Annotated in this window: 23 protein-coding genes; 11 read left to right on the forward strand and 12 right to left on the reverse strand. The window is 67.4% G+C overall.

The window, feature by feature from the left end; genetic code table 11:
• Window positions 1-96 precede the first annotated feature (96 nt).
• From hemH to H7A85_RS07780, 4 genes are all read right to left on the reverse strand, one after another.
• Entirely contained in the window at window positions 97-1164 is a 1068-nt protein-coding gene (gene hemH, locus H7A85_RS07765; RefSeq protein ID WP_182085345.1) for a ferrochelatase, read from the reverse strand.
• Window positions 1165-1297: 133 nt separating this feature from the next.
• A complete protein-coding gene (locus tag H7A85_RS07770) occupies window positions 1298-1675 on the reverse strand; it encodes a hypothetical protein (protein ID WP_182085346.1) in 378 nt (125 codons plus the stop codon).
• An 87-nt stretch (window positions 1676-1762) separates the two neighbouring features.
• A complete protein-coding gene (locus H7A85_RS07775) occupies window positions 1763-2233 on the reverse strand; it encodes a nuclear transport factor 2 family protein (protein WP_182085347.1) in 471 nt (156 codons plus the stop codon).
• 131 nt (window positions 2234-2364) lie between these two features.
• Complete coding sequence (locus H7A85_RS07780; RefSeq protein WP_182085348.1) at window positions 2365-3810, reverse strand: homospermidine synthase; 1446 nt, start codon at window positions 3808-3810, stop codon at window positions 2365-2367.
• A 145-nt stretch (window positions 3811-3955) separates the two neighbouring features.
• Here H7A85_RS07780 and H7A85_RS07785 point away from each other — a divergent pair, with 145 nt between their 5' ends.
• Complete coding sequence (locus H7A85_RS07785; RefSeq protein WP_182085349.1) at window positions 3956-4924, forward strand: small ribosomal subunit Rsm22 family protein; 969 nt, start codon at window positions 3956-3958, stop codon at window positions 4922-4924.
• Window positions 4925-4928: 4 nt separating this feature from the next.
• Here the strand turns inward: H7A85_RS07785 and H7A85_RS07790 are convergent, their stop codons facing one another.
• A complete protein-coding gene (locus H7A85_RS07790) occupies window positions 4929-6743 on the reverse strand; it encodes a M3 family oligoendopeptidase (RefSeq protein ID WP_182085350.1) in 1815 nt (604 codons plus the stop codon).
• Window positions 6744-7097: 354 nt separating this feature from the next.
• On the opposite strand from H7A85_RS07790, the gene H7A85_RS07795 reads away from it, so the two are divergent.
• On the forward strand, window positions 7098-8849 hold the full coding sequence (locus H7A85_RS07795; RefSeq protein ID WP_182085351.1) for a DUF882 domain-containing protein: 1752 nt from the start codon (window positions 7098-7100) through the stop codon (window positions 8847-8849).
• A 402-nt stretch (window positions 8850-9251) separates the two neighbouring features.
• The gene (locus H7A85_RS07800) at window positions 9252-9680 is read left to right on the forward strand and encodes a MucR family transcriptional regulator (protein WP_182085352.1); all 429 of its coding nucleotides are present in this window, start codon (window positions 9252-9254) and stop codon (window positions 9678-9680) included.
• A gap of 99 nt (window positions 9681-9779) precedes the next feature.
• Here H7A85_RS07800 and H7A85_RS07805 read toward each other — a convergent pair whose 3' ends face one another.
• Both H7A85_RS07805 and H7A85_RS07810 read right to left on the reverse strand, forming a co-directional pair.
• Entirely contained in the window at window positions 9780-10034 is a 255-nt protein-coding gene (locus tag H7A85_RS07805) for a DUF2312 domain-containing protein (RefSeq protein WP_182085353.1), read from the reverse strand.
• A gap of 100 nt (window positions 10035-10134) precedes the next feature.
• The gene (locus tag H7A85_RS07810) at window positions 10135-10434 is read right to left on the reverse strand and encodes a DUF1244 domain-containing protein (protein WP_182085354.1); all 300 of its coding nucleotides are present in this window, start codon (window positions 10432-10434) and stop codon (window positions 10135-10137) included.
• 187 nt (window positions 10435-10621) lie between these two features.
• On the opposite strand from H7A85_RS07810, the gene H7A85_RS07815 reads away from it, so the two are divergent.
• Entirely contained in the window at window positions 10622-11092 is a 471-nt protein-coding gene (locus tag H7A85_RS07815; RefSeq protein ID WP_182085546.1) for a DUF1036 domain-containing protein, read from the forward strand.
• A complete protein-coding gene (gene pyk / locus H7A85_RS07820) occupies window positions 11089-12525 on the forward strand; it encodes a pyruvate kinase (protein WP_182085355.1) in 1437 nt (478 codons plus the stop codon). Before H7A85_RS07815 ends, pyk begins: the two co-directional genes overlap by 4 nt.
• Window positions 12526-12541: 16 nt before the next feature.
• Here pyk and H7A85_RS07825 read toward each other — a convergent pair whose 3' ends face one another.
• The 5 genes from H7A85_RS07825 to H7A85_RS07845 all read right to left on the reverse strand — a co-directional run bounded on the left by H7A85_RS07825 (window position 12542) and on the right by H7A85_RS07845 (window position 15317).
• The gene (locus H7A85_RS07825; protein WP_182085356.1) at window positions 12542-13168 is read right to left on the reverse strand and encodes a hypothetical protein; all 627 of its coding nucleotides are present in this window, start codon (window positions 13166-13168) and stop codon (window positions 12542-12544) included.
• 76 nt (window positions 13169-13244) lie between these two features.
• Entirely contained in the window at window positions 13245-13370 is a 126-nt protein-coding gene (ykgO, locus tag H7A85_RS07830; protein WP_019998227.1) for a type B 50S ribosomal protein L36, read from the reverse strand.
• A gap of 152 nt (window positions 13371-13522) precedes the next feature.
• Entirely contained in the window at window positions 13523-14605 is a 1083-nt protein-coding gene (locus tag H7A85_RS07835) for a 5-(carboxyamino)imidazole ribonucleotide synthase (protein ID WP_182085357.1), read from the reverse strand.
• A gap of 11 nt (window positions 14606-14616) precedes the next feature.
• Entirely contained in the window at window positions 14617-15117 is a 501-nt protein-coding gene (purE, locus tag H7A85_RS07840; protein ID WP_182085358.1) for a 5-(carboxyamino)imidazole ribonucleotide mutase, read from the reverse strand.
• The gene (locus H7A85_RS07845) at window positions 15114-15317 is read right to left on the reverse strand and encodes a YdcH family protein (protein WP_182085359.1); all 204 of its coding nucleotides are present in this window, start codon (window positions 15315-15317) and stop codon (window positions 15114-15116) included. The genes purE and H7A85_RS07845 overlap by 4 nt, the downstream gene beginning before the upstream one ends.
• Window positions 15318-15605: 288 nt before the next feature.
• Here H7A85_RS07845 and H7A85_RS07850 point away from each other — a divergent pair, with 288 nt between their 5' ends.
• The 6 genes from H7A85_RS07850 (at window position 15606) to H7A85_RS07875 (ending at window position 20835) form a co-directional block, all read left to right on the forward strand.
• The gene (locus H7A85_RS07850) at window positions 15606-15779 is read left to right on the forward strand and encodes a DUF465 domain-containing protein (protein WP_182085360.1); all 174 of its coding nucleotides are present in this window, start codon (window positions 15606-15608) and stop codon (window positions 15777-15779) included.
• Between the two features lie 147 nt (window positions 15780-15926).
• Window positions 15927-16586, forward strand: a complete 660-nt coding sequence (locus tag H7A85_RS07855) for a thiamine phosphate synthase (protein ID WP_182085361.1) — start codon at window positions 15927-15929, stop codon at window positions 16584-16586.
• Window positions 16583-17623 (forward strand): tetratricopeptide repeat protein, encoded by a 1041-nt coding sequence (locus H7A85_RS07860; RefSeq protein WP_182085362.1) that lies wholly within the window; start codon window positions 16583-16585, stop codon window positions 17621-17623. The genes H7A85_RS07855 and H7A85_RS07860 overlap by 4 nt, the downstream gene beginning before the upstream one ends.
• A 167-nt stretch (window positions 17624-17790) precedes the next feature.
• Window positions 17791-18636 (forward strand): inositol monophosphatase family protein, encoded by an 846-nt coding sequence (locus H7A85_RS07865; protein WP_182085363.1) that lies wholly within the window; start codon window positions 17791-17793, stop codon window positions 18634-18636.
• Window positions 18637-18754: 118 nt separating this feature from the next.
• Complete coding sequence (locus H7A85_RS07870; RefSeq protein WP_182085364.1) at window positions 18755-19795, forward strand: flagellar motor protein MotA; 1041 nt, start codon at window positions 18755-18757, stop codon at window positions 19793-19795.
• Window positions 19796-19800: 5 nt separating this feature from the next.
• Window positions 19801-20835 carry a peptidoglycan -binding protein gene (locus H7A85_RS07875; RefSeq protein ID WP_182085365.1) on the forward strand — a complete coding sequence of 345 codons (1035 nt, stop codon included), beginning with the start codon at window positions 19801-19803 and terminating at the stop codon, window positions 20833-20835.
• Window positions 20836-20838: the final 3 nt, after the last annotated feature.

Consider the following 20838-nt stretch of genomic DNA (forward strand, 5'->3'; position numbering starts at 1 on the left):
TTTCCAGCGAAAGCCGATCCGACTTCCGCGCCCGGATCATGCGGCAAACCAGGGATCTAAACCTTTTCCGGTGAATGCCTATTCGCCGGAAGAGGTCTAGTCGAGCCAGCCCCGAAGCTCGCGGCGCACCATGTGCTCGATCACATCCATGCCGTTGTCGGAATCGTTGAGGCAGGGGATGTGGGCAAACTTCTCGCCGCCGTGCTCGTGGAAGATCTCGCCGACCTCGCCCGCGATCTCCTCCAAGGTTTCCAGGCAGTCTGACACGAAGCCGGGATTGAGTACGGCGATGCGCTTGACCCCCTTCTTCGCCAGCGCCTCCACCGTCTTGTCGGTATAGGGCTGGAGCCATTCCTCCGGCCCGAAGCGGGACTGGAACGTCGTCATCAGGCGGCCCTTCGGCCAGCCGAGGCGCTCGTCCAGGAGGCGCGAGGTCTTCTGGCAGTGGCAATGGTAGGGGTCGCCGTTGCGGAAGTAGCTCTGCGGGATGCCGTGATAGGAGGCGATCACGTGCTCCGGCTCGAAGTCGAGCGAGGCGAGATGCGTCTCGATCGAGCGGGCGAGCGCCTCGATATAGACCGGCTCGTCGTGATAGGCCGGCACGGTGCGCGCGGCCGGCATCCAGCGCAGGCTCTGAAGGTGCTCAAAGAACTTGTCGTTCACCGTCGCCGTGGTGGAGGCGGAATATTGCGGATAGAGCGGGAAGCACAGGATGCGCTCGCAACCCTCCGCCCGCAGCGCCTCCATGCGCTCGGCGATCGACGGCTTGCCGTAGCGCATCGCCCAGTCGACCACGACGGCAGCGTCTCCGGCCATCCGCTCGGCCAGCTTCTTGCCTTGCGCGCGGGTGAAGGTGCGAAGCGGGCTCTCGTTGCGCTCCTTGTTCCAGATCTGCTCGTAGGCGTGTCCCGACTTCTTCGGACGCGTGTTGAGGACGATGCCGTAGAGGATCGGATACCAGGCGATGCGCGGCCACTCGATCACGCGGCGATCCGACAGGAACTCCCGGAGGTATCGGCGCATCGGCCAATAGTCGGTTCCATCCGGGGTGCCGAGATTGACGAGGAGCACGCCGATCTTCTTCGCCTTCACGGGCGGGTGGCCGGCGGGGAGGGGGCCGACGGCGGTGGAGGCGGCGGGATCGAGCGGTGTCTTGGTCAGCATGGGGCACAAGGATCGCAGGAGGGCCGGGCTCGGCCGGAAACGACGAACGGCGGCGCTCCGTGGTGGAAAGGCCGCCGTTCGAGGGGATATGGCCCGCTGCTCCTTTGTGGGCAAGCGGACAAAAGGTCCGGCGTCAGGCCCGGCGCGAGAACTCGAAGCGGTTGCCGTTGGCATCGACGCAGGCGAGCCGGTCGGCCGACATCTGGTTGCAGTTCACCGACATCTGCTGGTTGCGCGAGCGCGAGGTGTAGATGATGCTGGCCGCGCTCGCGCCCGTCTTGGTGTAGTTGCCGTCCGCCAGGATCGCGCCCGTCGCCGCCTCGCGCGAGGTGAAGCGGCCACCCGCGAAGGTCGCGGTATAGGCGACCGGCCCGCCGACCGAAGCCCACTGGCCTTCCAGCCCTGTCGCGCGCGGCGCGATCGACGCCTGCTGCTGGGGTGCCGCCGTCTGGCAGGCGGAAACGGCCACGCCTGCGGCCACGAGGAGAAGGGCGCGGAAGGGCGAACGCATGGAGCACTCCGGGGGCAAAGGTCGGACTTTACGATTCTTGGAAGGATTTTAGGGCATTCGCGCCCGTTCGTCACCGCAGCGCGGTAGTCACGAAAGCGGATCGGCCATCGTGTCGGCGCGGCGCGCGGCGATCACGGAGTGGATCACGCCGATCGTCTCGATGGAGCGGATGCGCCCGTCCGAGGTGAAGGAAAACCAGTACATGGTGCTGCCGGTGACGAGCGAGCCGTTGCTTTCGTCCTGGCGCGTCCAGTCGCAGCGGCTGGCGCCCTCGTCGTCCTCGACGACGGTTCCGCGCGGCTTGTAGGAAATGTAGGTGGCGCGGCGCAGGAGCTCGTTGAGAAAGGACTTCGCTTCCTCCTCACCGCTCAGGCGATACTCGCCCTCCATGCGGTTGAACCAGGGCGCGTCGATGATCCCCGCATTGTTGCGGTTGGAGAAGACGGCGCCGGGCGCGAAGTGGCGCGCGATCGATCCGGCGGCGCCGGACATGGCCGCGTCCATGATCTCGCGGATCACCCCGCGCCGACGCTGCGCCTCCGTGGCGAACTCGCCCATTCCCAACTCCTTCAAGCGCATCAAGCACTTGGGAACGGATGGTAGGGCAGGACGTCCACTTCGCCAGACCGATACGAAAAAGCCGCAGTGCATCCTGCGGCTTTTCCACTGTTTCGTGTGTAGGTTCGACTTTATCGAACCAGAATGTTCCGGAACTGCCAGGGATCCTTCTCGTCCAGATCTTCCGGGAACAGGCCCGGGCGATCGGTGAGCGGGGTCCAGTCGGTGTAGTATCCTTTCACCGGGCCGAGATAGGGGCGCTGCACTTCGAGGCACCGCCGGTAGTCGATCTCGTCAGCCTCGACGATGCCCGATTCCGGATTTTCCAACGCCCAGACCATGCCGGCGAGAACCGCCGAGGTGACCTGGAGGCCGGTGGCGTTCTGGTAGGGCGCGATGCGGCGCGTTTCCTCGAGGCTGAGCTGCGAGCCGTACCAGTAGGCGTTCTTTTCATGGCCGAAGAGAAGGACGCCGAGCTCGTCGATGCCCTCCACAAGCTCGTTCTCGTCGAGAACGTGATGCTCGGGCTGGATCTTTCCGGCCGCGCCGAACAGCTCGTGAAGCGAGAGAACCGCATCGTTCGCCGGATGATAGGCGTAGTGGACGGTGGGCCGGAAGGTGACCTCGTCCTCCTTGTTGCGATGGGTGAAGTAGTCGGCGATCGAGATGCTCTCGTTGTGCGTCACCAGAAAGCCGTACTGGGCGCCGGGCGTCGGGCACCAGGAGCGCACGCGCGTGTTGGCGCCCGGCTGCTCCAGGTAGATCGCGGCCTGGCAGCCGTGCTTGTGCTCCTTGGCGTTTTTCGGCATCCACTTCTCGTGCGTGCCCCAGCCGAGCTCGGCCGGCTGCATGCCCTCCGACAGGAAGCCTTCCACAGACCACGTGTTCCAGAACACGTCGCGGGGCTTCGGCTTGGCGGCGACCTGCGTGTCGCGCTCGGCGATGTGGATACCCTTGACGCCGACCCGCTTCATCAGCTTCGCCCAGCCCTTGCGGTCGTCCGGGCCGGGTTCCTCGAAGTCGAGATTGGTGTCGCGCGCGATGTCGACGAGCGCCTGCTTGACGAACCAGGACACCATGCCGGGATTGGCCCCGCAGGTGGACACGGCCGTGGTGCCGCCGGGGTTCTTGCGCTTTTCCTTGCGGAGCGTTTCGCGCAGCGCATAGTTCGTGCGGTCGGCGTTCGACAGGTTCTCGTCGAAATAGAAGCCGAGCCAGGGCTCGATCACGGTGTCGATGTAAAGGACGCCGAGTTCGCGGCACAGGCGCATCAGATCCACCGAGCCGGTGTCCACCGACAGGTTGACGCAGAAGCCCTGGCCGCCGCCTTCCGTCAGGAGCGGGGTCAGGAGTTCGCGGTAGTTCTGGCGCGTCACGCCTTCCTGCAGATAGCGGATGCCGCGCTCGTCCAGGAGGTGGCGGCTCGTGTCGCGCGGGTCGATCACGGTGAAGCGCGACTTGTCGAACTTGAAATGCCGCTCGATCAGGGGCAGCGTGCCGCGCCCGATGGAGCCGAAGCCGATCATGACGATCGGGCCGGTGATCTCGGCATGGACCGGGTAGTTCTCGTCCGCCATGGAGTCCCTTTCCGTCTGGACGTGTCTGGAAGCGCCGGGCTAGAGCAGATCGCTGTCAAATAAAAGGGCCTCGCGGCGGTTAATGCCCGCCGCCTCGGCTCGCGGCACACCCGGTGTGGTGCGCCCGATGGACCCGACCCGACCCATGGACCTGCCCAACCTCCTGCGTTCCCGGATCGAGGAAAGCCTCCTCGGCACCTCGTCCACCGAACTCCAGCGCGCCGGCGAGATCCTGTCGGGGCGCTACCGGGCCGAGACGCGCGACGGGCGCCTCCATTTGTCCGACGACCTCTTCGCCAAGGCCTATACGGCCGCGCGCCTGCCCGCGACCTATGCCGCGGTGCGCGCTGCGATGGAGGCGGTGGCCGAGGCACTACCGGAGTTCGGGCCCGATCGGCTCCTCGATGTCGGCTCGGGGCCGGGAACCGTTCTCTGGGCGGCAGCGGACGCATTCGAGACGCTGTCGGGCGCGACGCTTCTGGAAGCCTCCGCACCCATTCGCCGGCTCGGCGAGCGGCTGGGGGAGGGGGCGTTCGCCTTCCCGCCTGAATGGCGCTCCGGCGACCTGCGCTCGGGCCTCGTCGGCTTGGGGCCGGCCGATCTCGTGACCCTGTCCTATGTGCTCGACGAGATCGAGCCGGCGGATGCCGACCGCCTCGTCGACGCCCTTTGGGAGCGGACGGAGGGGGTTCTTCTGATCGTCGAGCCGGGAACGCCCGCCGGCTGGCGGCGCATCCTTCGCGTGCGCGATCGGCTTCTGGCGCGGGGCGCCCATGTCGTCGCGCCGTGCCCGCACGCCGAGGCGTGCCCGATCGAGGCGCCCGACTGGTGCCATTTCTCCCAGCGTCTGCCGCGCTCGCGGCTCCACCTGCGCGTCAAGGACGCGGAGGTGCCGTTCGAGGACGAGAAGTTCGCCTATGTCGCACTGGCTCGCGAGACGGGCGCGGAGAAGGCCGCGCGCGTCCTCGCACCACCGCGCACCGGCAGCGGCAAGGTCCGCCTCAAGCTCTGCCGGCCGGACGGCACGGCGGGGGAAGAGCTTCTCACCAAACGCGACGGCGAAGCGTTCCGTCGGGCTCGGCGCGCCGACTGGGGCGACCGGCTGCCCGCTTAAGCCTTCAGTCCATCGCTTCCAGCTCGTCGATGAAGCCGGAGATCATCGACAGCCCTCTCGCCCAGAAGTCAGGGTCCGTCGCATCGAGGCCGAAGGGCGCAAGAAGCTCCGAATGGTGCTTCGTACCGCCAGCTCGCAGCATGGCGAAATAGCGGTCCTGGAAGCCCTCGTCGGCGTCCTGGTAGACCGCATAGAGCGAGTTCACGAGGCAGTCGCCGAACGCATAGGCGTAGACGTAGAACGGCGAATGGATGAAGTGCGGGATATAGGTCCAGAAGGTCTCGTAGCCTTCGCCGAGCCGGACGGCGGGGCCAAGGCTCTGCTTCTGGACGTCCAGCCAGATCTCGCCGATCCGCTCGGCCGTCAGCTCACCCGAACGGCGCTCGGTGTGGATCTCGCGCTCGAACTGGTAGAAGGCGATCTGGCGGATCACCGTGTTGATCATGTCCTCGACCTTGGAGGCGAGGAGCGTCTTGCGCTCGGCCGGGCTCGCGGTCTTTTCGAGAAGCGAGCGGAAGGTCAGCATCTCGCCGAACACCGAGGCCGTTTCGGCGAGCGTCAGCGGGGTCGAGGCCATCAGAGCGCCCTGGTCGCCGGCCAGTACCTGATGGACGCCGTGCCCGAGTTCGTGAGCGAGCGTCATCACGTCGCGCGGCTTGCCGAGATAGTTGACGAGCACATAGGGGTGGACGGACGGCACGGTCGGATGCGCGAAGGCGCCCGGCGCCTTGCCGGGGCGCACGCCCGCATCGATCCAGTTCTGGTCGAAGAAGCGCGCGGCGATCTCCGCCATGTCGGGCGCAAAGCCGCGATAGGCGGAGAGAACCGTCTCCTTGGCCTCGCCCCAGGGGATGTCGCGGCGCGAGGCGCCGGGCAGCGGTGCGTTGCGATCGTAGAATTCGAGAGCGTCGAGGCCGAGCCACTTCGCCTTCAAAGCGTAGTAGCGATGGGCGATCGAGGGATAGGCGTCGGACACGGCCTTGGCGAGCGCGTCCACCACCTCGCGCTCCACGCGGTTGGCGAGGTGGCGCGAATCCGCGACGTCCTCGAAGCCGCGCCAGCGGTCGGAAATCTCCTTGTCCTTGGCCAGCGTGTTGGTGAGGAGCGCGAAGGTGCGAAGGTTCTGGCGGAACACGGCAGCCAGCGCCTCGGCGCCCGCTCGGCGCCGCTCGCGGTCCGGATCCTGCAGGAGGTTCAGCACCTCTTCCAGCGCCAGCTCCTCGCCATCGACATGGAAGCGCAGCGCCGTCATCGTTTCGTCGAAGAGGCGGTTCCAGGCGCCGTGGCCGGTGACCGACTTTTCCAGAAACAACTCCTCGATCCGATCCTCGAGCTGGAACGGCTTGTCGCGGCGAAGATCGACGATCCAGGGCCGGTAGTGAGCGAAGGCCGGATCGCGCTCCATCGCTGCGTCGATCACGGCTTCGTCGACGCGGTTGAGCTCCAGCCCGAAGAACAGGAGCTGCGCCGCGATATCGGTGATGCGGGACTGGATGTCGCCGTAGAACTTGGCGTTGGCCGGCGAGGCGGTGTCCCCAGCATACAGGAGGCCGGCATAGGACACGAGGCGGCCGAGAAGCTCCTCGATCGCCTCGAATTCGGCGACGGCCGCGCCGAGGCCCTCCGCTCCGGTGCCCGCTGCCGCTTCCTCCAGCCGTCCCTTCCAGCGCGCCTGGAAGGCGGCGGCCCTCCCGCGTCCCTGTTCGAGATCGGCGGCCACTTCCGGTGCGTCGATGCCGGCATAGAGATCGCAGAGGTTCCATTCGGGAAGCGCGCCGGCGTCGACGGCGGCAGGAGTGGAAGAGGAAACTGCGCTCATGGACGGGAACTCCGGGAATTCGAGCTTCAGGACGGGCGGGGACCCGAAACCCCGAGGCCGTCATGGCCGCGTGGTGGCGAATCGGTCGCCCTACACATAGGCTCGGACGCGCGGTTTGGCATCCGCTACGGCCCGCGCGGCTTCCCGAACGAGCCCGGGTTCGAAGGCAGCCAACCATCGGCCCCCCGATTTTCACTCGCCGTTAACCTCAATCCTGTGTATTGGCGAAGAAATCGGCCAAGTGTCATTTTCGTGCCGCACTCCCCATCGAATAGACTGGTCCCTGGATCGGGTTCATTCGTTCACTGATGCGGGGACGCCGTCAGCGGCACGACACACCGGGGGAATTGCCGCATGTTCGGATGGACCGAATGCGTCGCGCGACGCGTGGCGAAGCACGCCGCGCTCGTGCTGGTCGGCCTCGTGGCGGTGTCCGCCTCCGCCGCGCAGGCCGAAACGCGGACCTTGAAGCTGTATCACGTGCATCTCAAGGAAAAGAGCGAGATCGTCTACAAGCGGAACGGCAAGTTCCTGCCCGACGGCCTGAAGAAGGCGAACTGGGCGCTGCGCGACTGGCGCGAGAACAAGCCGACCACGATGGACCCGAAGCTCCTCGACCTTCTCTACGAGGCGCACAAGCAGTCCGGCTCGCGCGGCTATATCCACGTCATCGGCGGCTACCGCTCGCCCGGCACCAACAAGATGCTGCGCTCGCGCTCATCGGGTGTCGCCGGCTCCAGCCTCCACATGTCGGGCAAGGCGGTGGACTTCTTCCTGCCCGACGTGCCGCTAAAGAAGGTCCGCGACATCGGCCTGCGCATGCAGCTCGGGGGCGTCGGCTATTATCCGCGTTCCGGCTCGCCCTTCGTGCATTTCGACACGGGGAAGGGCCGTTACTGGCCGCGCATAAGCCGCACGGAGCTGGCCAGCGTCTTCCCGAAGGGCAACACGATCCATCTGCCGGCCGACGGCAAGCCGCTGCCCGGCTACGAGACGGCGCTCGCCTCCTACAACAAGCGCAAGGGCGCCAACGACGTCCAGATCGCGTCCTCGTCCGGTTCGGGCGGTGGCCGCTCGCTTCTGGCCGTTCTGTTCGGCGGCGGTGCCGACGAGGCCGAGGACGAGGCGGAAGCGGTGGCCGCTCCGGTCGGCAAGCCGGCCGCCCGGCCCGCCGCCGCGCCCGAGCCGCAGGTTCAGGTCGCCGCCGTTTGGCCGACGCGCGCCGCCCCGCCGCTGCCGCCCGCCGCAATGCCCGTCGGCATCGCCATGGCCGATCGCGACGCGTTCGACGGAACCAGCCGCGCAAGCCCGCCGGCCGGCATTCCCGCTGAGACGCAGGTCGCCGCGCTCGTGCCGGCCCGCGTGCCGCTGCCGACGCATGCTCCCGAGCGGCCGGCGGTTGCCGATGCCGTGGCGGCGACGCTCGTCGCCTCGCTCGAGGCGGAAGCTGCCGAGGCCTCTCCCGTGGCGCCCGCGCAGCTCGCCTACGCGGTTCCCACGCCCCGTGCTCGGCCGCCGTTCGAGGCGGTACTGCGCGGCGAACAGGCCGCCCTGCCGACCCCGCGCATGGTCGGCTCGGAGCCCGACCTGACGCCCGAATCCATCATCGCCGCCGCACTGGCCGACGAAGCGCCCGCGCTGTCGACGCCCGCCGCCGCACGGCCCACGCACCGCCCGGCCACACCCTTGGCGCTGGCCGCCGCGATGCCCGGCGAAGCGCCGGCGTCGGCCGAGCGAAAGCCGATCGTCGTGGCCGCCTTGGGCGGCACGGGGTCCTCGACCTTGCCCAAGCCGGCTCGAAAGACCGTTTCGTCGAAGGGCGGGCGCGTGGTCGGCGACGAGGCAGCACTCGCCGCCGCCAAGCGCGCGGCCCAGCCTTCGTCCCGCATCATCGCGGAGCGCGTCGAGATCGCCTCGCTGATCACCAATCCGGAGCGGCGCGCGGTCGAACAGGATCTGGAGCGACCGGTCGCCCACAGCCTGATCGGCAGCATTCCCGACACCGTGTTCGTGCGCGGCTTCTCCTCCAAGAGCGCCAGCCCGTCCGGCTCGTCGCGCTTCGAAGGGACGGCGGTGAACTTCATGCCGGTGCACAAGCTCAACTAGCCGTCTCGAAAAGACTGCGTGAACAAGGCTCGTGCCCCGGTACGGGCCTTTTTCGTTGGCAAGGACGCCCGCAACCCCTGGGCTCTTCGATCGGAGGTTGCGAATACCGTCGATGCATGATCCTATGGAGATCGACGCATGTTCTTCGCTGAATAGACTTTCGGTCGTCAAGATGTGTTTTCGTGCTTCGGTGTCCAGCTGCAGCAGTTGATCGTTTCGGCAACTGTCCGTTGAAAAGACGCGGCTTGACAATAAGTATCCTTTGAAAGGATACGGTCTCAGCCGATATCGGAACACTCGTGCCGATCGCGTCGCAAGTCGATTCGATCATCGCGCCTTACCTTGTTCCAGTTTTCAGCCTTGGGATGCGAAGTCGCATCCACCGACCAGATTGGACGAACCATGGATCAACTCGACATTCCCGCGACGAATGACGAAGGGCTGATGGAACTGACCGCCGAAGTGGTGGCCGCCTATGTCAGCAATCACTCCCTTCCCGTCGCTGATCTTCCGGCCCTGATCGCGGATGTTCACGGCGCGCTGGGGCGCGCAGGCGCCGCGCCCGAGCCGGCGCCGGTGGAAAAGCCGAAGCCGGCGGTTTCGGTGAAGAAGTCCGTGACCGACGACTACATCGTCTGCCTGGAAGACGGAAAGAAGTTCAAGTCGCTCAAGCGCCACCTGATGACGCATTACAACCTCTCGCCGGAAGAATACCGCGAGAAGTGGGACCTACCGACGGATTACCCGATGGTGGCGCCGAACTACGCGGCCGCCCGCTCGCGCCTCGCCAAGCAGATGGGTCTTGGCCACAAGCGCCGCCGCGGTCGCTGAGCCGGTATCCCGCTTGCGTTTCAGGCATCGAAAATGAGGAAAGGGCCGAGGCGGTGAACGCCTCGGCCCTTCTTTGCTTACAGCCGTTGCGCGCGACGCTCAGCCCTGCTGCATGCCCAGCGCCTGGAGATACAGGTCCAGGATCGCGTCCTGCTCGGCGCGCTCGTTGGCATCCTGCTTGCGCAGCGAGATCACCTTGCGCAACACCTTGGTGTCGAAGCCGTTGCCCTTGGCCTCGGCATAGACGTCCTTGATGTCGTCGGAGATCGTCTTCTTCTCCTCCTCCAGGCGCTCGATGCGCTCAACGAAGGAGCGGAGCTGATCCTGGGCGACTTCCTCGGTGGCGTTGGACATGGCGAAAACCTCGTTCAGGCGGAAACACGCGAAGGCCGCCGGGCGCACCGGCGACGTCCCCTCTTCGATGAAGCAAGATGGTTAAGAGGTCGTTGAGGCCTCACTCGTGGCCGGGCTTCGCGGCGAAGGCGGCGGCCGCCTGCGGGCTTGCTTCGCGCTGGTAGCGCTCGCGCCATTCCGCATAGGGCATGCCGTAGACGATGTGCCGTGCCTCGTCTTTGCCAATCGGCCGGCCCGCCGCCTCCGCCGCCTCCTGGTACCAGTTCGACAGGCAGTTGCGGCAAAAGCCGGCCAAATTCATCAGGTCGATGTTCTGCACGTCGGTTCGCGCCTGCAGATGGTCGCGCAGGCGACGGAAGGCGGCGGCTTCCAAAGCGATGGTGTCGGCATCCTGCGTCATGATCGCGCTTTTCCTCTGCGATGGGTTCGTTTCGATATCAGTCGCCATGCCCGGCGGTGCAAGCGCCCGGTCGATCCTGCCCGGCAATGGCTCGCGAAAAAGAGTGGCCGGATCGCGCCGCCGCGACTTTGACAGCGTTCGCGACTATGCGAGAAGGAGCCGCAGCTCGCCTTTCGAAGGGTCGCCCATGCCGTTCCGCCCGATCCCGGGGGGTCGTTCCCCGATCGCCGCCATCTGTCTCGCCGCCGGTGCCTTTCTGTTCGGCTCGCCGATCCTCAGCACCGATGCGCGCGCCGATTTCCGCGTCTGCAACGGCACCCAGACGCTGGTCGGCGTCGCGGTCGGCCAGCGCACCGCCGAGGGCTGGATCAGCGAAGGCTGGTGGCGTATTCCGGCGACGACATGCCGCTCCGTCATCGAGGGCGAGCTTCATTCGCGCTACTACTACATCTATGCCGAAGATGCCGAGGGCGTCGGCCGATGGGCCGGCAATGTCGACATGTGCATCGCCGAGAACGAGTTCAAAATCGTCGGGGTCAAGGATTGCTTCGCACGAGGGTTCCAGAAGATGGGATTCCGGGAGTATGACACCGGCGGACAAGGCAGCTGGATGGTTCAGCTGACCGAAGCGCCACGCGGGGGAACCGAGCAACCATGAAACGCAACCGCCGGGTCAAGATCCTCGCCACCCTCGGGCCCGCTTCCTCCGACGAGGCGATGATCCGCAAGCTTCACGAAGCGGGCGCCGACGTCTTTCGCATCAACATGAGCCACACCGACCACGATTCGATGCGCGAGCTCGTCGCCCGCATCCGCCGTGTGGAAGAGGCCGTCGGGCGCCCTATCGGCATTCTCGCCGACCTTCAGGGGCCCAAGCTGCGCGTCGGTAAGTTCACTGATACCAAGGTCGATCTGAAGCCCGGCGACATCATCACGCTGGACGACAACCCAGAGCCGGGCGATGCGACGCGCGTCTACCTGCCCCATCCCGAGATCCTGGAAGCGGTGAAGCCGGGCGACCGGCTCCTGATCGACGACGGCAAGCTGCAGCTTCGCGCGCTGGAATCCACTGGCACCGCGATCCGCTGCCAAGTGGTGGCCGGCACGCGCATTTCCGACAAGAAGGGCGTCAGCCTGCCCGACACGCTGTTGACGAGCGGTGCGCTGACCGACAAGGACCGGCGCGATCTCGACGCGGTCCTGGAGGCCAATGTCGATTGGATCGCGCTGTCCTTCATTCAGCGGCCGGAGGATCTGGCCGAGGCGCGCAAGGTCTCGCGTGGTCGCGCCGGGCTGATGTCGAAGATCGAGAAGCCGCAGGCTGTCGAGCGGCTGGAGGAGATCATCGAGCTGTCGGACGCCATCATGGTGGCGCGCGGCGATCTCGGCGTCGAGATGCCGCTGGAGCAGGTGCCGGGCATCCAGAAGCGGATGACCCGCCTTGCCCGGCGCGCCGGCAAGCCCGTCGTCGTCGCCACGCAGATGCTGGAATCCATGATCACCGCCCCCGTGCCGACGCGCGCCGAAGTGTCGGACGTGTCGATCGCCGTGTTCGAAGGCGCCGACGCGGTCATGCTGTCGGCGGAGTCTGCGGCCGGCGCCTATCCGGTGGAAGCCGTCCAGACCATGGACAAGATCGCGGTCGAGGTGGAGAAGGATCCGCTTTATCCCGGCATCATCTTCGCCCAGCGCCCCGACCCGGAATCCACAGGCGCCGACGCCGTGTCGCTGGCCGCGCGGCAGATGGCCGAGACGCTGAAGGTCGCGACCATCGTCACCTACACCTCGACGGGCACCACAGGGCTTCGCACCGCGCGCGAGCGTCCGCAGATCCCGATCCTCGCCCTGTCGCCGATCGAGGCGACGGCGCGCCGGCTCAGCCTCGTCTGGGGGCTTCACTGCGTGGTGACCGAGGACGCCTACGACATGGAGGACATGGTGGACCGCGCCTGTCGTCTCGCCGTACAGCAGGGCTATGCGCGGGTCGGCGAGCGGGTGATCGTGACGGCCGGCGTGCCGCTGCGCACGCCCGGCGCCACCAACATGATCCGCATCGCCTATATCGGCTCGGACGGCCTGTCGGCCATCTGAGGCCGAGGGCAACCCATCAAGCGGGCTGGCCGGACAGTTCCTCGGCCAGCCTCGCCACCGCGTCCTGCGCGGGCTTCAGCGACGGATAGACCGCCAGCGCGCGGCCATAGGCGTCGAGCGCCTCGCGGCGTCGCCCGAGCTCCTCCAGCATCGCGCCGAGCCCCATCAGCGCGCCGAAGTGGCGCGGCTCGCGCTTCAGCACTTCCCCGACATCGGCGATCGAGAGCCCGTAGCGGTTCTGCGTGTAGTTCAGGGTGGCGCGGCGGTTCCAGCCTTCGGCGAAATCCGGCTGAAGGACGATGGCCTGATCCAGGAGATCCATCGCCGCGCCCGCATCCTTCTTGGCGATCGCCTGCGCCGAGCGCAGCATCAGAAGGTCGATCGTCGCGCTGCCGCTCTCGTTCCAGGTGGTCTGGATCTGTTCGGCGAGGGCACCGGCCTTCTGGGCGTCGCCTTCGCGCCGCAACTCGCCGAAGAGCCGGTCCAGCCTTTCGCTGCGCGATTCGGCGGCGGCGGGCGGCTTCTCCGCGGCATCGCCGGACACGTCCGGCGACACGGCCTCTTCGGCCCGCAGGGAAGGGGCGCCGCCGAGAAAGGCGATCACGGCGGCGATCGGGATAAGGAAACGAAGAAAGGCGCGCATGGGACGAAGGTTAGACCTTCCCAGCGCGCCTTCCAATCGAATTTTCGAACGGCCGGAGAACCGGCCGCTGCAAGCCTCAGCCCTGGCGCGCCTTGTAGCGCGGGGCGAGCTTGTTGATGATGTAGATGCGGCCCTTGCGGCGAACCAGGCGGTTGGCGCGGTGGCGGCCCTTGAGGGACTTCAGCGAGTTCTTGATCTTCATGGCTTCGACCGTCGAGTGGAGGCGACGATCGGGCCCAATCCCATTCCGCCGCATAATGAAAAACGCGCCGTTTCGGGCGCGTCGACCTGGGCTTGGCATTAGCCGCAGGGGCGGGGCGATGTCAACCGTATGACGCACCCCGCATATGGATTTCAGACGCCTCGCCCGCGCGAAAGGCGGGTGGCATGGCCCATCTTTCGGCCCGCGCGCGCTTCGCGCTTGCCGTAGAGCGTGAGCAGCGTGTCGGCTTCGCGCAGGAGCGCAGGAACGCGCTCGACGTCGGAGCCGATGAGATTCTCCATGACGCAGTCGGAATGGCGCTCCGCGCTGCCGAGCGGCAGGCCGGCGACCGCGCGGATGTGCTGCTCGAACTGGGAGATCGTGCAGGCGGCCTCCGTCCAGTGGCCGGAATTGTGGACGCGCGGCGCGATCTCGTTGACGAGGAGCGTGCCGTCCGTGCCGACGAAGAACTCGACGCCGATCACGCCGACATAGCCGAGGCGTTCGGTGATCGTGCGCGCGATCGCGACGGCGCGCGCCGCGACATCCTCGCCGACGGCGGCGGGCACGGTGGAGCGGCTGAGGATGCCCATCCGGTGCACGTTCTCGACGGGGTCGAAGGCGGCGAAGTCGCCGCTTTCGGTTCGCGCGGCGATGACGGAGATCTCGCGCTCGAACGGGACCTTCTTTTCCAGGATGGCGGGCACGCCCCCGAGGCTCTCGAAGACGCCCTCGTGCGTGCTGCCGGCGACGATCGTCGCCTGCCCCTTGCCGTCGTAGCCGAGGCGGCGCGTCTTCAGGATGCAGTCGCCGCGAAGGTCGAGAAGCGCGTGGTCGATCTCCTGCGGATCGTCCACGGCGCGCCAGGGTGCGGTCTGGATGCCGATGCCGTTCAGGAACGCCTTTTCCACCACCCGGTCCTGCGCCACCTCCAGCGCCTCGATCGGCGGATGGACGGAACGCCTGGCGGCCACCGCGCGAAGCGGCTCCACGGGAACATTCTCGAACTCGTAGGTGACGACGTCGCTCGCTTCCGCCAGCCGATCGAGCGCTGCCGCGTCGTCGTAGGTGCCCTGGATCAACTCGTTGGCCAGTTGCGCGGCCGGGCAGTCGGCGTCGGGATCGAGGACGAGGGTTCGAAAGCCGAGGCGCGCGGCGGCCGAAGCCAGCATGCGTCCGAGCTGGCCGCCGCCGATGATGCCGATCGTGGAGCCCGGGGGGAGGGAAGAGGTCATGGGGTCTCGCTTCAATGGGCGGGCGCGTCGTCCACCGGATGGTCCGCGACGGCGGCGGTCTGGCGCTCGCGCCAGGCGTCGAGCCGCGCGGCCAGCGCTTCGTCGTTAAGGGCAAGGACGCTGGCGGCGAGCAGCGCCGCGTTGACGGCGCCCGCCCGGCCGATGGCCAGCGTTCCGACCGGCACGCCCGCCGGCATCTGGACGATCGACAGCAAGCTGTCCTGCCCCGAAAGCGCCCGGCTTTCCACCGGCACGCCGAACACGGGCAGCGGCGTCATCGAGGCGGCCATGCCGGGCAGATGGGCGGCCCCGCCCGCGCCCGCGATCACCACCTGGAACCCGGCCGCCTTGGCGCCCTTGGCGAAGCTCACCAGCCGGTCCGGCGTCCGGTGGGCCGAGACGATCCGTGCCTCGAAGCCGATGCCGAGCGCATCCAGCGTATCGGCCGCATGCTTCATCGTGGCCCAGTCGGACTGGCTGCCCATGATGACGGCGACGGGCACCGCGCTCATGCGATGATGTCCGGGATGACCTGGTCCTCGAGGTCCTGGAGCCGATCCTTGATCACGAGCTTCTTCTTCTTCATCCGCTGGACCTGGAGCCGGTCACAGCCGACCGTTTCCATCGCCTCGATCGCCGCGTCGAAATCGGCATGCTCCTGGCGCAGCCTTGCCAGCTGCAGCCTGATTTCGGCCTGTTCCTGATCCGCCACCCCGGTCCCCTCGAACGCATCACCCCTGGCCGGCTTTCCGCTCGAAAAACCGGTCCGGCATCACAAAATTTCGATCCACGGGCCGTTCGTCGCCAAAGCGCCCGAACCGCCGGGATCCCGCGGCTTTTGCAGCAGGTTCTTCGTTACCAGCCCGGCGGGAAATTAAAAACCCGGCTCTTGAAGCTCATTCGACAGGGCAAACCTTATGTGACACTTTCACCGTGTCCACGACGCCTCGGGTCGTCCCGGGCGACGGTGGAAGGGGAAGAGATCAACAGGAGCTCAAGAATGTCCTTGGATGCCCATCTCGCGACTCTGGAACAACGCCATTCGGTGCTGAACGATGAGATCGCTTCGGCCCACACCAAGCCTGCCATGAGCGATGCGGAACTACAGGAACTCAAGCGGCGCAAGCTGCTTCTGAAGGACGAGATCGAGCGTCTGCGTACCGGAACGGACTGATCATCCAATCCCGAGCCCAAGCGGCGTGGCCTTCGGGCCGCGCCGGACACGACCCCCATCCTTTTCCTTGTAGTCTCGCCGCAATCGGTATCTAGAGCGTCTCGCCGGCCTCCAAGCGCCGGAGCTCTCCGCTGCACAGATGGCTCGATGACCGACGAAGACCGTATCCGCCCCCGCCTCGTTCTGGCGACCACGCTTCTGCCCGACGGGGAGCTCGGCGAGGCCCGGCTTCGCGAGGCCCTGTCCGCCGGCGACGTCGCCTCCGTCCTGGTCGATCCCGCCGGGCGCCAGGAAGCCGCCTTCCAGGATTTTGCCGAGCGCCTCGTGCCGATCGTCCAGGAAGCGGGCGCCGCCGCGATCGTCGCCGAGGATACGCGCTGTGCGGGCCGGGTCCGGGCCGACGGTTTCCACGAATCCAAAGGCAGCGTCGGCGCGCTTCGCGAGGCCGTCGCCCGCCTGTCGCCCAAGCTCATCGTCGGCGGATCGGGCTTCACCACGCGCCACGACGCGCTGGAAGCAGGTGAGGCGATGCCGGACTATCTGTTCTTCGGCAAGCTCGGGGCCGATACGGGCGCCGAGCCCCTGAGGCGCAATCTGGAACTCGCCGAATGGTGGGCCGCGATCGTCGAAATCCCCTGCATCGTGCAAGGGGGCGCCGACCTCGCCACGCTTGGGCTTGCGATCGACACGAGAGCCGAGTTCATCGCCCTGTCCGCGGCCGTGTTCGGCGACGAAGCCGGCATCGGTGCTCGCGTCAAGGCCGCCAATCGGATGATCGACGAGGCGATGGAGCGCGGCGCCGCATGAAGCGGCTCGCGCTCCTCGCCGTCGTGGTCGCGACCCCGAGCCTCGCGCAGCAGCAGGCCGCGCCCGCGCCGGGCGATGCCGCCCCGATCGCTTCGCCGGCCGTGTCCGCTCCCGTGCCGCCGGCCGGCGGGACGCCGGCCCTTTCGCCCAATCTCCTGCCGACGCCGGTCGCAAAACCCTCCGACGATGCCGGCGGAACGGACGCCTCGCCGACCGCCGACGCCTATGGCGCGTTTCAGCGCGGCTACTACCTTTCGGCCCTTCGGATCGCCGAGCCGCTCGCCAATCTCGGCGATCCGGCGGCGCAGACGCTGCTCGGCGAAATCTACGGCCGAGGCCTCGGCGTGCCGCGCGACGAGCTGGAATCGGCGCGTTGGTATGGCGTCGCCGCCAAGGCCGGCGTGCCCGAAGCCCAGTTCCGCTATGCCATGCTCCTGATCGAGGGGCGGGCCGTGCCGCGCGACGATGCCACCGCGCGCGACCTGATGAAGGCGGCGGCCGACGCGGGAAACCCGCTCGCCGCCTACAACTACGGCCAGATGCTGATCCGCGCCGCGCCCACCGGCGGCTTTGCGGAAGCGGCCGGCTATTTCCGCAAGGCCGCCGATTCCGGCCTCGCCGACGCACAGTATGCCCTGTCGCAGCTTTATGCCTACGGGCGCGGCTTCGACAAACCCGACGATGGGCAAGCTCGCAAGTGGCTGGACGAGGCGGCCAAGGGCGGCAGCGATACTGCCCAGATCGAGCTCGGCATATGGCTGATCAACGGCCGTGGCGGCGAGAAGGACCCGGTGGAAGGGTTCCGCTGGCTGAAGGGCGCCGCCGAACGCGGCAATCCGATCGCGGTCAACCGCATGGCCCATCTCTACAAGGACGGGGTCGGAACGGCGCGCGACCGGGAAAAGGCGGCGATGTGGGCGGTTCTGGCGCGCCGCGCCTCCAACTCAGACGCCACACTCGACAAGTGGTTCGCCGCGCTGCCCACCGACGAACAGAAGGCGGCGCTGGAAGCGGCCAACCGCTCGCCCACCGGCTGACGCTTCGGGGTTGAACCGGCCCGCAAATTGTGGTTCTCGTCCCGCCGCGGCTCATCTCGCCGCGCCTCATTCCATTTCCCTCCGCGCCCTCGGGTTTTTGCGGAACGCGGCTGCCGGATCGGCAAGACCCGCGCGTTCTTTCGACCGTTGCAAAGGAAGATGAAGCCATGGCCCGTTCGGCGCTGATGAACGTCATGACGCAGACCGCCATGAAGGCGGGCCGCTCGTTGACCCGCGACTTCGGCGAGGTGCAGAACCTTCAGGTCTCGATGAAGGGTCCGGCCGACTTCGTGTCCCAGGCCGATCGCAAGGCCGAGGAGATCGTCTACCAGGAACTCGCCCGCGCCCGGCCCGACTGGGGCTTCCTGATGGAGGAGCGGGGTGCGGTAGAGGGCAAGGATCCCCAGCATCGCTGGATCGTCGATCCGCTCGACGGCACCACCAACTTCCTTCACGGCATCCCGCAGTTCGCCATCTCGATCGCGCTGGAGCGCGACGGCCAGATCGTCGCCGGCGTCGTCTTCAATCCGGCGACGGACGAGCTCTACACGGCTGAACGGGGCGGCGGTGCCTTCCTCAACGATCGGCGCATCCGCGTCGCCGCCCGCTCCAAGCTGCCGGAATGCGTGATCGGCACCGGCATGCCCTTTCTCGGGCACGGCGATCACGCCCGCTTCCTGTTCGAGGCGCGCCAGATGATGGGCGAAACGGCGGGCCTGCGCCGCATGGGCGCGGCCTCGCTCGATCTCGCCTATGTCGCGGCCGGGCGCTTCGACGGGTTCTGGGAGCATGGGCTTCAGCCCTGGGATCTGGCGGCCGGTTCGATCCTGGTGCGCGAGGCCGGCGGCTTCGTCACCCACACCGACGGCTCGAAGTTCGAGTTCGTGCAGGGCGACATCGTCTGCGGCAACGAACTCGTCCATAAGGCGCTCGTCGCCGAGCTGAAGACGGCCAACGCGGCGTTCCGCGGCGGCGCCAAGGTCGCCTCGCCGGCGGCCGCCGCTGTGGAATAAGACCGGAAACGGCCCGAACGGCCCGAACACGGGAGAAAACCGGTTTCCAGCGCGTCCGCCCTCCTTTAGCTTCCACGTCGCCGACACGGGGGAGGCTTTCGAGCGGGTGGATGTGCCGATGCCAGTTTTGAGTTCATCCACGGACGACCGGCCGCAGCCGATCGGCGGCCCCGATCGGTTTTCCAGCCCGCTGATCTTCCTGTGGGCCATGCTGGTGTTTCTGGTGCTGGCCGGCTTCGTGGCGATGATCCTCGGGCGGCAGGTCACGCAGGCCTTTTCTACCAATCCCGGCCTCAACGGGCTGATCCTCGGCGTTCTGGCCGTCGGCATCCTGCTCGCGCTTCTCCAGATCTGGAAGCTCGCGCGCGAGGCGCGCTGGCTGAACGCGGTGCGCGACAACGACCGCGAGCGGCGCGCGCGTTCTCCCGTGCTGCTCGCGCCGATGGAGGCGATGATCGGCGCCGGGCCGATGCCGCGCGCCATGCCCGCGACCGCCGTTCGAACCATTCTCGATTCGGTCGGCGGGCGGCTCGACGAATCGCGCGACATCTCGCGCTATCTCGTCGGCCTTCTCGTCTTCCTCGGCCTTCTCGGCACGTTCTGGGGCCTTCTGACGACGATCGGCTCGATCTCGGCCACGATCCAGTCGCTGGACCCGGCGGCGGGCGATGCCGCGACGGTTCTCGATTCCGTCAAGAACGGCCTTTCCGCGCCCTTGTCGGGGATGGGTACGGCGTTTTCGTCTTCGCTCTTCGGCCTGTCCGGCTCGCTCGTCCTCGGCTTTCTCGATCTCCAGATCGGGCGGGCGCAGAACCGCTTCTACACCGAGCTGGAGGACTGGCTGTCGCTCGTCGCCGTCGAGCCGGCCGCCGCCGTTCTTCCGCCGGTCGGCGAGGTCACCTCGATCGGGGGCGGGGCGGAGGAGTTCCGTCTTCTGTCCGACCGGATCAACCGCCTCGTTCTGGAGCAGAGCACCAGCCCGCGCACCAGCGCGGCCATGGCGAACTTGGCCGAAAGCATCCAGGGGCTCGTGCAGCACATGCGAGGCGAGCAGCAGACGCTGCGCGAATTCGTCGAGGCGCAGGCCGGCGAGCAGCGCGAGATGCGCAAGGTTCTGGAGCGCCTGAACCATTCGCTCACCGAAATCGAGCGGAACTGACGGGGATGGCGCTCGGGCGCGGACGCCGGGCTCGGCGCGAGATCGACTACTGGCCGGGTTTCGTGGACGCCCTGTCCACGCTGCTTCTGGCCATCATGTTCCTCCTGTCGGTGTTCGTGATCGCGCAGTTCCTTCTCAGTCGCGACCTGTCGGGACGCGACACCGTGCTCGACCGCCTCAACTCGCAGATCGCCGAGCTCAACCAGCTTCTGGCGCTGGAGCGCTCCAACTCCACCGACTTCCAGGACCAGATCGCCGCGCTCCAGGCCTCGCTCGCGGGCGCCCAAAGCGACAGGTCGCGGCTTCAGGCGGCTCTTGATGGCGAGCGCACCAGCCGGCCCTCCGCCGGCAGCGGTGCGGATGCGGGCACGCTTCAGGCCGAGGTCGAGAACGAGCGGCAGGTGTCGGCGCAGGCGCGCACCCAGATCGACCTCCTGAACCAGCAGCTTTCGGCGCTCCGCCAGCAGATCGCCGCGCTGGAGGACGCGCTCGGCGCCTCCGAAAGCCGCGACCGCGAAAGCCAGACCCAGATCGCCGATCTCGGCCGCCGGCTCAACGTGGCATTGGCCCAGCGGGTGCAGGAGCTGGCGCGCTATCGCTCCGACTTCTTCGGCCGCCTGCGCGAGATCCTCGCCGACCGCGACAACATCCGCATCGTCGGCGATCGCTTCGTGTTCCAGTCGGAGGTTCTGTTCGCCTCGGGCGCCGACGTTCTCCAGACGGCGGGCGAGGACGAGATGCGCAAGCTCGCCGACGCCATCATCCAGCTGAACCGCGAGATCCCGTCCGACATCAACTGGATCATCCGCGTCGACGGCCACACCGACAACGTGCCGATCTCGGGTGGGCGCTTCACCGACAACTGGCAGCTGTCGACCGCCCGCGCGGCGGCCGTGGTGCGCTTCCTGGTCGGGGCGGGCGTTCCGGCCAATCGGCTGGCGGCGACGGGTTTCGGCGAGTTCCAGCCGCTGGTCGCGGGCGATACGCCCGATGCGCGCGCGCGCAACCGGCGCATCGAACTCAAGCTGACGGAGCGCTAAGGC

Origin of the sequence: Aureimonas sp. ME7 (assembly GCF_903970965.1) — a bacterium.
Taxonomy (GTDB): Bacteria; Pseudomonadota; Alphaproteobacteria; order Rhizobiales; family Rhizobiaceae; genus Aureimonas.